Origin of the sequence: Pseudomonas sp. NFR02 (assembly GCF_900119375.1) — a bacterium.
Lineage (GTDB): Bacteria > Pseudomonadota > Gammaproteobacteria > Pseudomonadales > Pseudomonadaceae > Aquipseudomonas > Aquipseudomonas paracarnis.
In genome coordinates this window covers 64,738-76,758 of the sequence record NZ_FPJJ01000009.1, presented here as the reverse complement: position 1 = coordinate 76,758, position 12,021 = coordinate 64,738, and the positions used below count along the sequence as shown (strand labels likewise).

Annotated in this window: 9 protein-coding genes and 4 tRNA genes; 8 read left to right on the top strand and 5 right to left on the bottom strand. The window is 59.2% G+C overall.

The genetic code is table 11. The features are described from left to right. The first annotated feature begins 272 nt into the window (after positions 1–272). The 4 genes from BT199_RS23680 to BT199_RS23665 all read left to right on the top strand — a co-directional run bounded on the left by BT199_RS23680 (position 273) and on the right by BT199_RS23665 (position 687). Positions 273–348, top strand: a tRNA-Glu gene (locus BT199_RS23680). A gap of 3 nt (positions 349–351) precedes the next feature. Further along, positions 352–427, top strand: a tRNA-Gly gene (locus BT199_RS23675). A 105-nt stretch (positions 428–532) separates the two neighbouring features. Next, positions 533–608, top strand: a tRNA-Glu gene (locus tag BT199_RS23670). Between the two features lie 3 nt (positions 609–611). Continuing rightward, positions 612–687: transfer RNA gene (locus BT199_RS23665), tRNA-Gly, on the top strand. A 79-nt stretch (positions 688–766) separates the two neighbouring features. Here BT199_RS23665 and BT199_RS23660 read toward each other — a convergent pair. Further along, positions 767–1,558, bottom strand: a complete 792-nt coding sequence (locus BT199_RS23660) for a helix-turn-helix transcriptional regulator (protein WP_014717763.1) — start codon at positions 1,556–1,558, stop codon at positions 767–769. A gap of 137 nt (positions 1,559–1,695) precedes the next feature. On the opposite strand from BT199_RS23660, the gene BT199_RS23655 reads away from it, so the two are divergent. From BT199_RS23655 to gltS, 3 genes are all read left to right on the top strand, one after another. Further along, complete coding sequence (locus BT199_RS23655; protein ID WP_014717764.1) at positions 1,696–2,799, top strand: polyamine ABC transporter substrate-binding protein; 1,104 nt, start codon at positions 1,696–1,698, stop codon at positions 2,797–2,799. A gap of 28 nt (positions 2,800–2,827) precedes the next feature. Next, complete coding sequence (locus BT199_RS23650) at positions 2,828–3,115, top strand: hypothetical protein (RefSeq protein WP_014717765.1); 288 nt, start codon at positions 2,828–2,830, stop codon at positions 3,113–3,115. A 164-nt stretch (positions 3,116–3,279) separates the two neighbouring features. After that, positions 3,280–4,491: a sodium/glutamate symporter gene (gltS, locus tag BT199_RS23645; RefSeq protein WP_014717766.1), complete on the top strand. Its 1,212-nt coding sequence runs from the start codon at positions 3,280–3,282 to the stop codon at positions 4,489–4,491. A 5-nt stretch (positions 4,492–4,496) separates the two neighbouring features. On the opposite strand, the gene BT199_RS23640 is transcribed toward gltS, so the two are convergent. Continuing rightward, complete coding sequence (locus BT199_RS23640) at positions 4,497–5,987, bottom strand: MocR-like pyridoxine biosynthesis transcription factor PdxR (RefSeq protein ID WP_072435564.1); 1,491 nt, start codon at positions 5,985–5,987, stop codon at positions 4,497–4,499. Between the two features lie 77 nt (positions 5,988–6,064). On the opposite strand from BT199_RS23640, the gene BT199_RS23635 reads away from it, so the two are divergent. Beyond that, positions 6,065–7,726, top strand: coding sequence for a M24 family metallopeptidase (locus BT199_RS23635; RefSeq protein ID WP_072435563.1), 1,662 nt, complete (start codon positions 6,065–6,067; stop codon positions 7,724–7,726). 536 nt (positions 7,727–8,262) lie between these two features. Here the strand turns inward: BT199_RS23635 and BT199_RS23630 are convergent. The 3 genes from BT199_RS23630 to BT199_RS23620 form a co-directional block, all read right to left on the bottom strand. Continuing rightward, positions 8,263–10,002: a dipeptidase gene (locus BT199_RS23630; RefSeq protein ID WP_072435562.1), complete on the bottom strand. Its 1,740-nt coding sequence runs from the start codon at positions 10,000–10,002 to the stop codon at positions 8,263–8,265. Between the two features lie 95 nt (positions 10,003–10,097). Beyond that, positions 10,098–11,315, bottom strand: coding sequence for a phospholipase D-like domain-containing protein (locus BT199_RS23625; protein WP_072435561.1), 1,218 nt, complete (start codon positions 11,313–11,315; stop codon positions 10,098–10,100). 56 nt (positions 11,316–11,371) lie between these two features. Then, complete coding sequence (locus tag BT199_RS23620; RefSeq protein WP_072435560.1) at positions 11,372–12,019, bottom strand: MotA/TolQ/ExbB proton channel family protein; 648 nt, start codon at positions 12,017–12,019, stop codon at positions 11,372–11,374. Positions 12,020–12,021: the final 2 nt, after the last annotated feature.

Below are 12,021 nucleotides of genomic sequence, written 5' to 3'. Positions count from 1 at the left end.
ATTTCTTCTATATAGGTAGGCGTTCCCTGAATGGATGCACATTGCCATCATTTGCCTGGGTGAACTATAGCGTCTTGTCGAACGCCAGAATATAGGCGTCAAGGCTCGGACGGTGCCAATGCCCGCGAAGGCCGTGAAACCATGGCGAAGTCATTGATTTAAATAAATTTATCCTTGGGGGTTGACGACCTTTCAATCCATCCATAGAATGCGCGCCACTTACAGCGTAAAGCACACAGCGAAACGCGGTAGGGAGTGAATGTTGTACGTGTGTCCCCTTCGTCTAGTGGCCTAGGACACCGCCCTTTCACGGCGGTAACAGGGGTTCGAGTCCCCTAGGGGACGCCATATGCGGGAATAGCTCAGTTGGTAGAGCACGACCTTGCCAAGGTCGGGGTCGCGAGTTCGAGTCTCGTTTCCCGCTCCAATTTACAAGCAGTGTGGCCTTCGGGCGGCATTGAGTGAAACCAGGACCAAGTCTTCGGACAAGGCCTCTGGGCACTGGAACACACACCATGTGTTTCAGTAGCGTGTCCCCTTCGTCTAGTGGCCTAGGACACCGCCCTTTCACGGCGGTAACAGGGGTTCGAGTCCCCTAGGGGACGCCATTTGCGGGAATAGCTCAGTTGGTAGAGCACGACCTTGCCAAGGTCGGGGTCGCGAGTTCGAGTCTCGTTTCCCGCTCCATATTTAACGAAAACGCCGATCAGTGATGATCGGCGTTTTTGTTTGTGCGCAATTTACTTCGCCAGCGCACCGCCCCCGTTCAAAGCGTCGAAGGAATCTCCTGCCGTGGCATAAAAAACCGCGCAAACAGTTCGGACTGCGATTTGATATTCAGCTTGCTGTAGATGTTGCGGCGGTGAACCTTGATGGTTTCCGTCGACAGCGACAGCTTGCCGGCGATCTCTTTGTTGGAGAACCCACTGAGCAGTAACTTGAGTACGTCCTTTTCACGTGCCGTTACTTGTGCTTCCAACTGAGTAAGTGCCTCAGCCCATGGGGCCGGCTCGGCAAGATTTTTTGCCGGGTCAGTTTCAAAGCCCATGCGTTGATGCATCATTGCCGTTACCCACGGCTTGATCATGTCCAATACCGTTATCTGCGCCTGGGTGAATCGCAGGTTGCTGCCAAACGACATGCACAGCGTTGTACCGGCATCGAGCCTTACATTGTATTGCGCCTCATCGACCGAGATGTATTGCGCGAAATATTGCTGGTAGTACTCGGTTTCCCGGAAGTGTTCCGGCGCAATGTCGAGCAGATGGAAGAACCCGCTCTGTGGGTTTTCTCGATCAGCGATATAAAACGGGTCCAGCAGATACAGGCCTTTCACATAGCGGTGAATAAAGGCGTCGATTTCTTCGCTGTCTGCTACTTCGGGCAGGCTGATCACACGCACTGCGTGGTCGCCAAAAACCAGCACCACCCAATTGTCTATCTGCACATATTCATTCAATACGCGAATCAACGAACTCCAGAACTCAGGGCGATTGAGCTGCATGATCAGTTTTCCAACCGATCGGTGCCAAGCCAGGCTATGAAGGTCAAGCGACATGTTCTACCCCTTTAGGGTTAGGGCTTTGCAGGCCAGAGCTAAGTACTTGTAGGTATTTACTATTCGTCGAGGCTCGGTATATTCACCCCGAGCTTACGATAGCCATGAGGGCGCGTCGTGTGGACAGGGATAGTCATATGAGTCGAGCACACTTGCGAGCTATTTTTTTAGCTTCGCTTATGGGCGCTGCAATCAGCACGCCCGCAGCCGCCGCTGAATCTTCGGTGTATCTGTATAACTGGTTCGGGTTTCTTGAACCGCAGACGCCCAAGCAATTCCAGCAGGAGACCGGCATCAAGCTGCATATGGATGCTTTCGACAGCGCCGAAATCATGCAGAGCAAGGTCATGGCTGGGCGCACCGGCTATGACCTGGTGGTGGCCACCTCCAATGTATTGCCGGGCTTGATCAAGGCCGGGGTGCTGCAGCCGCTGGATCGCGCGCAGTTGAGTAACCTTTCGCACATCGACCCTGACATCCTCTCCCTGCTGGCGGTCAATGACCCCGGTAACCGCTACGCCGTGCCCTATGTCTGGGGCACCACCGGCATTGGCTACGACGTGGATAAAGTCAAGGCGGCGCTGGGCGATGACGCCCCGGTGGACAGCTGGGACCTGATCTTCAAAGAAGAAAACATCAGCAAGCTCAAGTCTTGTGGCGTGGCCATGCTCGACTCCCCCAGCGAGATCATTTCCATTGCCTTGCACTACCTGGGGCTGCCCAGCAACAGCACTGATCCCGAGGATTACCAGAAGGCCCAGGCGCTGCTGTTGAAAATTCGCCCCTATGTGCTCTATTTCGACTCTTCCCGGATCGACACCGACTTGGCCGACGGCAACATCTGCGCGGTCGTCGGCTGGGCCAATGGTGCCCTGGCGGCGCAGGCGATTAATGAAAAGTCCAACAGTGGCCGCAAGATTGCCTACAGCCTGCCGCGCGAAGGCGCCTTGGTCTGGTCTGAAAACTGGGTGTTGCTCAAGGACGCTCGCCACCCAAAGGCCGCTCTGGCGTTCATCAACTACATGCTGCGGCCACAGGTGATAGCCAAGACATCCAACTACATGCTCTATCCCAACGCCAATAAAGACGCCACTGAATTCGTCGAACAAAAGTTGCGGGATAACCCTTGGATCTATCCCGATAAAAAGACCATGGCCACACTGGTTCCGCTTGAGCCCTTGCCGCTGAAGGCGGAGCGCATTCGCACACGGGTCTGGACCAAGGTCAAAAGCGGTACGTGACGGGGACGAGGTCGGGGAGGGAGACAGCATGCGCCAGGGTGGTGATCAGCGCTATTTAGAGTCGGACGACTACAAGGCCTACAAAGAGATTGAAGAGCAGATCGGCCTGTGTACGCCAGAACAGGCCTGGGCCATGTACTACGTTTCGACGGGCATGGTGCGGGAAAACATTACCCTGGCGGTGATGGAGCACATTGGCCGGGGCAATCGTGCCCTGTTGCTTGAGTTTCCAGACCTGGTGCGAGTCGCAGGGCGTGACGCTGAGCCGGGTGAGATCGCCTCAAACTGGCCTCTGCTGCGAAGGCGTCGTCGATAAGTCTACTGTGCGTATCTCTGGATGGGCGAGGTGCAGGCGGTTGTAGGTTATTATTGTGAAGCTTGTAGGGAAAGTCTGTGTTTTTTGTAGGGTGGATGCCTTTTCGCCCTGTGCTCTCTACTCTGGCCACCCATTCTCCTTGTCCACTTCAGAGAACTGACCGGATGCTTCAACTCGATTTCTATTCAACCCTCGTTGCCGCTTCACTGGTGCTATTGCTGGGGCGCGGGCTTGTGGCTCGCATCGGCTTCTTACGTACCTACAACATTCCGGAACCCGTAGCCGGTGGCCTGTTGGTCGCCATGCTGCTCCTGGCGTTGCGCGGGTTTGCCGATATCGAAGTACGCTTCGATCCTTCATTGCAAACCCCCTTGATGCTGGCGTTCTTTGCCACTATCGGTTTGAACGCCGATTTTGCCAGCCTGAAGAAAGGCGGACGGATCCTGGCGGTGTTTCTGCTGGTGGTAACGGGCTTGCTGGTGGTGCAAAACGCCATGGGTATCGCGCTGGCCTCGGCGCTCGGGCTTGACCCATTGATGGGCCTGCTTGCGGGTTCGGTGACTTTGTCCGGTGGGCATGGCACCGGTGCGGCCTGGGGCGCGGTGTTCAGTGAGCAGTATGGCGTGGCGTCTGCGTCTGAACTGGCGATTGCCTCGGCGACCTTTGGCCTGGTGCTCGGTGGCCTGATCGGCGGGCCCGTGGCGCGCTTTCTGATCAAGCGGGTCGAGGTGCCAGGTATTGGGCAACCGCAGTCGAGCCTGGCCAAGGGGTTCGAACAACCGAATGAAGAGCGCCTGATCACCGCGTTTTCGTTTATCGAGACCCTGGCGCTGGTGGCGATCAGTCTGCAGGGCGGCAACTTGTTGAATGCCGCCATCCAAGGCACCGCGTTCGAATTGCCGACGTTCGTGTGCGTATTGTTCGTCGGTGTGGTGCTGCGCAATGGGCTGTCGATGCTCGGCTGGCATCAGGTGTTCGAGCGCGAAGTCTCGGTGCTGGGCAATGTCAGTTTGTCGTTGTTCCTGGCGATGGCGCTGATGTCACTCAAGCTCTGGGACTTGGCGGCACTGGCTTTGCCGATTGTCATTCTGCTGGCCGCACAGGCATTGCTGATGGCGCTGTTCGCGATTTTCGTGACGTTCCGGGTGATGGGCCGCAACTACGATGCGGCGGTGCTGGCGGCAGGCCATTGCGGCTTCGGGCTTGGCGCAACGCCCACGGCGATTGCCAATATGCAGGCGGTAACGCAGCGCTTCGGGCCCTCGCAGATCGCGTTTCTGGTGGTGCCGATGGTGGGCGCGTTCTTCATCGATATCGCCAATGCGGTGGTGATCAAATTGTACCTGGCGCTGCCTTTCCTGGGGGCCGCTGGGTAAGTTTTTCAACGCCTGCCTACGGCGTTCATCGCCTGGGCCAGGCGCCGCGTGGCTTGCTGGATTTCATCCCGGTCGAGGGAGGCAAAGCCCAGGCGCAGCGCGTTTACCGGCTGGTCGTTGGGTGAAAACTGACGACCGCTGCGCACCACGACGCCGTGGTCCAATGCGGCGCTTGCCAACTTATCGACGTCTATTTCTTCCTCGAAACGTACCCATAGCGCCAAGCCCCCCTCGGGTTCGCGCACCTGTATGCGAGCGCCAAACGCCTGGTCCAGGCAGTCCTGCAGCACGGATCGGCGCGCCCGATATTCTTTCGACACGCGGCGCACATGCTTCTTCAACTCCCCGTCATTGATCAGGTCTGCCAGCATGGCTTGAGCGACCGCGTCGGCATCGCCCAACATCAGCGCGGCATTGCGCTGCAGGGCTTCAATCACAGAGGTGGGCGCGACGATATAGCTGCAGCGGAACGTCGAGCCCAGCACTTTGGACAACGAGCCGATATACAGCACATGGCGTTGGGCGCGGTCACTGGCCAGCGGTAGGTAAGGGCGGCCACTGAAATGATATTCGTGGTCGTAGTCCTCTTCGATAATGCACAAGTCATGCAGCGCGGCCAACGCCAGCAAGTGTTGCCGGCGGGCGGCATGCAGGCTCACGGTGGTGGGGAACTGGTGATGGGGCGTGAGGTAAATCATGCGCACCTTGTGCTCACGGCATAAGCGCTCGATCTGGTCGGTGCGGCAACCTTCATCGTCGATGTCGACCGTGACCAACTGAGCCCCGAGCTGACGGAAAATTTCCCAGGCCGGTGGGTAGCTCAAGCGCTCCACCAGTACCACGTCGCCGGGCTTGAGCAGCAGGCTGGCGCTCAGGTACAGGGACATCTGGGTGCCCTGGGTCAGGCAGATATTTTCGGCAGTGACCGTCAGCCCACGGTTGTTACGCAGCATCTCGGCCAGGGCACAGCGCAAATGATAGCCGGTGCCCTCACTCCCGTAACGCACGGTATTGGAGGCGAAACTGTTGCGCAATGCATGGCGATAGTAACGGTGCAAAACGGCCTGGGGCAGCAGGCGGTGGTCGCTGGTGCCGTTGTCGAAAAACAGCGCGCCGTGTCGATGCTCAAGCGCGACCACTTGGGCGTTATGGGTGAAATAGGGTACCGCTGGTTGGTTCAGTAACTGCGGTGCGAAAGACGGTTGTGTAACGCTGGGCAGTTGCGTGGGTGTCAACTGCGCATTGACGAAGGTGCCACGGCGCGGCTCGCTGATCAGCCAGCCCTTGGTCATGGCTTCTTCGTAGGCCAGGATCACCGTCTTGCGGTTGACGTCGAGCAAGTGTGCCATTTCCCGCGTGCCCGGCAGTAACGTCCCGGGCGGCAGGCGGCCTTCGAGGATGGCATTGACCAAGCCTTCGGCGATCTTGCGGTAAGTCGCCTGGCTTGCACCTTCTTCAAGCCGGAGCAGTGGACGCCATTTACGCATCTGGACCATCTGAAGTATCCAAATCTGGAGGTTTTAATGGGCCTAGTCTAGCGCAACAATCAAGCCTTACTTATCCCGAGGTCTTTATGAATAAACGTCATGTCATCGAACTGTCGCCCTCGGGGAAAACCTTTGAAGCGGGCGATGAACTCTTGCTCGACGCCATGCTCGCCAGCGGCTTGGCCGTGCCGTTCTCCTGCCGCCGTGGCGCCTGCGGTTCGTGCAAGGTGGTGGTCGCCGAAGGTGCGTACCGGGCCAAGCGCCTTGCGCCGGGTGCGCCGGCGCCTTCTTATCCTCTGGCAGCCAATGAAATGTTGTTATGCCAGAGCCACGCCTGCGGCGACATGCGCCTGCGTATTCCCGGCTGGTCGCTGGATACGCCCGCGCTGGTAGTGGCGGCGCAAGTGCATAGTAAGCGTGCGCTGGGCCCCGATGTGATCGAGTTGGTATTGATACCCGAAAGCCCAGTGGCGGTGCGGCCTGGTCAATACCTCAAGTTCCGCCTGGCGGACGGTGACACGCGCTGCTTTTCGGTTGCCAACCTGCCCGCCGATGATGAAGGGCGGTTGATCTTCCAGATTCGAAGGGTGAGTGGCGGGTACTTTTCCGAGGGTATCCTGGGTGATCTCGGCGCGGGTGAGCGTCTTCACGTGGAAGGGCCGTTTGGTGCCTGTACCTGGCAGGACGATGAGGCGGCGCCCGTGGTCCTATTTGCCACGGGCACTGGTTACGCGGGCATCAAGCCTATCCTGCTGACCGCGCTCAAGCGCGATGTCGAAGTGACGTTGTATTGGGGTGGCGCGCAATCGGCGGACTTTTATGACAGCGCCTTCCTCGACCACGCGATGCTTGAGCATCCCCGTTTTCGCTGGCATCCCGTGCGGTCATCAGAGGGCAGGGTGCAGGAGGTTGCATCGGGTCACGGGCATCGCTGGGAGCAGGTCCAGGTGTATGCGTGCGGTAATGGTGCAATGCTCAGCCAGGTGCGCACCCATTGCCTTGAAGCGGGGTTGCCGAGCCACCGGTTTATCGCGGAGGCGTTTGTTGCCAGTGGTCGGTCAAGTGCGGAAACGGTTTCCCTGTCGTTCGACCCGGTCTGGGAGAAAGTCGGCCCGCGTTATTCCTTGGACGGCATGTTGGCTGCGCGGGAAAAATCCATGCGTGCCCTGGGGGCCATTGCCAGCCAGTTGAAGATCGGCATGACCACCGGCGAGGCCCTTGAGATGGCCGCAAGGCAACTGCAGGCCATGGGCGCTTCGCACACCTGGCATCCGACCTACATTCGTTTTGGCGCCGACACTGTGCGCCCACCGCGCGAGGGTGTTGATCGTCAGCGCAGGCTGCGCGCTAATGACATTGCCGTGGTCGATCTTGGCCCGGTGTGGGATGGCTACGAAGGGGACTATGGCGATACGTTTGTGTTCGGCGATGCGCCGTTGCACCAGTCCTGCAAAACGGCCGTGCACGAAGTGTTTGATGAAACACGCCAGGCGTGGCTGCGTGGCCTGACTGGGCGTGAACTCTACGACTTCGCCGAGCAGAGCGCCCTGTCCAAAGGCTGGAGATTGGCACGCAACCTGGCAGGGCACCGCCTTGCAGATTTCCCCCATGCGTTGTTCGAGAGCAAAGTGTTGGCTGACCTGGAGATCCCACCGAGTGAAATGGCCTGGGTGCTGGAAATACAGCTGTGCCATCCCACGGAGCCGGTCGGTGGTTTCTTTGAAGACATGCTGATGTTGCAAGGCTGATGTTGCCAAGTTGTGCTTGGCGCGATAGCCCTGCAAAGCGAGATCTCACCCACACCGCCGATCTCCTGTGGGAGCTGTCGAGCTTTAGCGAGGCTGCGAAAGCGGTGGTTCAGGCGCTGAAGAGGGTGCCTGTGCCGCCGCCATCGCAGCCTCGCCGGGGCTCGACAGCTCCCACATTGGGGCGGTGTTGTTGTCGGGAGTTGTGCTTGGCTCGATGGCCCTGCAAGGCGGGATTCCACATACACAGCCGATCCCCTGTGGGAGCTTTCGAGCTTTAGCGAGGCTGCGATAGCGGTGGTTCAGGCGATGAAGAGGTTGACTGTGCCGGCGCCATCGCAGCCTCGCCGGGGCTCGACAGCTCCCACATTGGGGCGGTGTTGTTGTCGGGAGTTGTGTTTGGCTCGATGGCCCTGCAAAGCGTGATTCCACATACGCCGATCTCCCGAGCTTTAGCGAGGCTGCGAAAGCGGTGGTTCAGGCGCTAAAGAAGTTGCCTGTACCGCCGCCATCGCAGCCTCGCTGGGGCTTCAACTGGGTCAGAGCTTCGGCAATTGCCCGACGCGGCCCATCATTTCGGTGACGATCTGCAGGTCCAGCAAGAACTGTTCAACCGTCTTGAACTCACTGTCAGTGTGCCCGGTGTACTTCTCTTCCGGGCGGGCCAGGCCGAATTGCACGCCGTTGGGCAGGTCGTGCACCGAGGTTGCGCCGGCCGAGGTGCCGAATTTGTGCGCCATGCCCAGGTTTTCAGTGGCCACTGCCAGCAAGGCTTTTACCCATTCCCCTTCAGGGTTGCGGTACATCGGCGTGTCCAGCGAGTAAGTGAAGCTCACGTTGACCTTGGCGTTCTTGTCCCAGGTGTTCAGCTTCTGCTCGATTTGCGCCTTGAGCGCCTCCGGGGTTTTACCTTTCGGTGCGCGCAGGTTCACGGCCAGTTTGAAGGCTTTGTCATCCTGCCCCACAAACGTCAGCGAGGTGGTCAACGGCCCCATGAAATCATCCGCGTAGCCCACACCCAATTTGCCGCCCAGGTAATCCAGGCCCCAGTTGTCGGCGGCATACCGCGCGGCATCGGTGATGTGGTTGTGCTGGAGGGCGACCTTGCCGTCGAGGCTGTGGATCAGTTCCAGCATACGCGCCACCGGGTTGACCCCGGTTTCAGGCTCGGAGGAGTGAGCGGATACGCCGGTAACCGTGAGTTTGACGTCCTTGCCATCGACCTTGGCCGTCACCTGGAAATTGCCACCATTGCGCTTGGCATAGTCGTCACCGGCCTGTTGCAAGCTGGCGGCCAATTCGGCTGGCGTATCGCTGACCAGCGTGGCCACCGAGGCCGATGGAATCTGGTTGTTCGCCTTGCCGCCGGTCATCGCGATGATTTGCGCGCCTTTGCCTTCGCCCTTGCGCACCGGGAAGGTGGCCATGACCGTACCCGAGCCTTTCTCGGCGATCACCACCGGGTAACCGCCATCCAGCGCCAGGTTGTATTGCGGCACGGGATTGCGTTCGAAGTAGTAAGGAATGGCATCACCGGCGGTTTCTTCAGTGGTGTCCACCAGCAGCTTGAACGTGCGCGCCAATGGCAGTTTTTCTTCCTTGATTACTTTCATGGCGTACATCGTCACCACGATGCCGTTCTTGTCATCCTCGGTACCGCGGCCATACATGCGGTCGCCAATCAGCGTGACCTTGAACGGGTCGAGTTTGGTACCGTCTTGCAGCACCCAGTTTTCAGGGGTCACGGGCACCACATCGGCATGGGCATGCACACCCACGACGTCATCACCGCTGCCCTCCAGGGAAATTTCGTACACGCGGTTATCGACGTTACGGAAGTTCAGGTTGAAGGACTTGGCCAAGGCCTCGATCTTCGCCGCGATCTTGAGGAATTCCGGGTTTTTATACTGTGGCAGGCCGTCCACGTTGAACGTGGGGATTTCCACGAGTTCGCGCAGGGTTTCGAGCGCGGCTTTGCCGTACTTCACGCGGGTATAAATGCCCAGCAGGCGATTGATCTCGTTCTGCTGCTCGGCGCTCAGGGTTTTGTTGCCCAGAAACGCGCTGATAGCAGGGCCGGTGTCAGCCGATTTGCCCAGTTCGCTCTTGGCCAGGGTGCCGAGGAAACTGCGAAAATCGGTGGCCGAGTTCTCGCTGAAATGCTTCAGGATGGCTGCGCTTTGGTCTGCGGTGATGTTAGCGGATGCGGGAGTGGCAACTGCCGACAGGCTCGCGGCGAACAAGGTGGCAGCCACCAGTTTTTTCAGTGGAAAGTGCATGGTTAAAGGCATTCCTTTGCAGGTAGTGAGTAGGAGGTTTCTGACGGAAGAGTCAGAAACATTTCCACACACTACCATTACTCAGGTGCCCAAGGTCAATGCTGGCCAGGATGGGCCGCGGGATACTCCTCCGTCACGCTCAAGGCTCTAGCGTAAGGCCCATCCCACAGTTGTTCATGCAATTGGCCTACGCGCTTGGCCATCGCCTCACTGCGCATCACCACTTCCAGATTGCGCGAATTATCCAGGTAGCCGCCCAACCAATTGCTGGTGCCGACCCACGCCACTTGGCCGTCGATCTCCATGGTTTTGGTGTGGATCACCCGCGCATAAGGGATAAAGCCCTGCTTGGCCTCGGGCAGGGTGACGATCTTGATCTCGACATTGGGCAGTACCGCCAGGCTCTTGAGATAAGGCAGTTCCAGCGGGTCGGTGTTCCAGTTGGATACCATCAGCTTGATCAACACGCCACGGGCAGCAGCAGCGCGCACGGCGTTGTCGATCACCGCGTAGTACGGCCGGGTTCGATCCGGTCCGTAGGACAGCGGCGCGTAGTCGAGCAATTGCACGCGTACTTCTTTTTTGGCTTCGCCCAGCAGGCGCGGCAGTTCCAACTGTGAGTCGCCCACGCCGGGCGGGTTGTAGCGTTGCGGGCTGGCCACCAGGTAGTTGCCGGTACGTGCGGGTGCCGGGCCACTGGCGGGTAGCGGCACCGGTTGTTTACCCGCCAGCGCGGCCTGGGCTTGCCAGTCTTGCTCGAAGATCGCCTGCACCTGGCCCACCACCGTTTCGTCAGTGATGCGCAGCCCGGTTTCGTGGATATGCTCCAGGGCGCGCCAGTCGAAATTCTGACTGCCGACAAACGCCTGCTTGCCATCCACCAGCAGGTACTTGGCGTGGATGATGCCGCCGCTCAGTTGCCCGTAGGGCAGCACGCGCAAGGTCAGGTTGGGAATGGCGCGCAAGCGTTCCAGGGTGGCGGCATCCGACAGCTTGATGCCTTTTTCTTCGAGCAGGAAACGAATCTTCACGCCGCGTTTGCCGGCGGCTTCCAGGTGTTCAAGCACCGTGTTCATCACCGAACCAGGGTGGTCCGCGGCGTAGAACTGGCCGATATCAATGCGGCTTTTGGCGCCGTCGAACAGCTCGATCCATACCGGGCCGGGCTGGCGCAGATCGTCGGTGCCCAAGGCGGTGTCCACGGGTACGGTATGCACCAGTTCAAAGCCTGGAATGGAAAAGTCCGCCTGGGCCAGCGGACTGAGGAGCAAGCCGGTCAGGCCGGCGATACGCAACTTCATCGAAAGGGACATAAGCGTCTCATCGCACCAAAGGAAAAGGCGAGCGCCCAAGGCGCCCGCCCTGTAGGTCAAGCCGTGCGGCTGTGCAGCGGGGTGGGCACGCGATGGGGCACTTCATCCTGTGCGCGGGCACCGGTGGCGGCGCGGATCAACAGGATCTTCAACTGGTCGTTGATGCGCTCCAGGCTGTCTTGGAAGAAGTTGTGAAACACCACGCAAAACAGTGCGATGGCGATACCTAATCCTGTGGCGAACAACGCCGTCCCGATACCCCCGGATATCTGCCCTGGGTCCGACACGCCTGCGGTGGCCAGTGCCTTGAAGGTGTCGATGATGCCGAGAATGGTGCCCAGCAGGCCCAGCAGCGGGGCGGCGGTGGTGATGGTCTCGATGATCCACAGGCTGCGGGCCAATGGGGCGCGCGTCTTCAGGTACTGGGTATCGATTTCGTCGTCCAGGTCTTTGCGCGAACCGTGGGTTGCCTTCTGGGCCAGCACCGGCAAGATCATGTTCAGCGGCAGGCTGTCGCGACGGGTCAGGTTTTCCGGCAGGTCACGCTCGCTGTGCACATTGGCGCCCAGGGCGTCGATCAATGCGCTTGCCTGGCGGCGTACGTAGGCGAAGTAGATACCGCGTTCGATGGCGATGAAGATCGCAATGGCCATCGCCGCGTACATCACATAGAAGGTGACGTCGTGGAGCAGGTTCATATCCATGA

Bases quoted from the DNA above. Each gene is read 5' to 3' on its own strand.
- BT199_RS23620 (WP_072435560.1), bottom strand. From the start codon at position 12,019: ATGGATATGAACCTGCTCCACGACGTCACCTTCTATGTGATGTACGCG.
- BT199_RS23655 (WP_014717764.1), top strand. From the start codon at position 1,696: ATGAGTCGAGCACACTTGCGAGCTATTTTTTTAGCTTCGCTTATGGGC.
- BT199_RS23660 (WP_014717763.1), bottom strand. From the start codon at position 1,558: ATGTCGCTTGACCTTCATAGCCTGGCTTGGCACCGATCGGTTGGAAAA.
- BT199_RS23625 (WP_072435561.1), bottom strand. From the start codon at position 11,315: ATGTCCCTTTCGATGAAGTTGCGTATCGCCGGCCTGACCGGCTTGCTC.
- BT199_RS23650 (WP_014717765.1), top strand. From the start codon at position 2,828: ATGCGCCAGGGTGGTGATCAGCGCTATTTAGAGTCGGACGACTACAAG.
- gltS (WP_014717766.1), top strand. From the start codon at position 3,280: ATGCTTCAACTCGATTTCTATTCAACCCTCGTTGCCGCTTCACTGGTG.
- BT199_RS23630 (WP_072435562.1), bottom strand. From the start codon at position 10,002: ATGCACTTTCCACTGAAAAAACTGGTGGCTGCCACCTTGTTCGCCGCG.
- BT199_RS23640 (WP_072435564.1), bottom strand. From the start codon at position 5,987: ATGGTCCAGATGCGTAAATGGCGTCCACTGCTCCGGCTTGAAGAAGGT.
- BT199_RS23635 (WP_072435563.1), top strand. From the start codon at position 6,065: ATGAATAAACGTCATGTCATCGAACTGTCGCCCTCGGGGAAAACCTTT.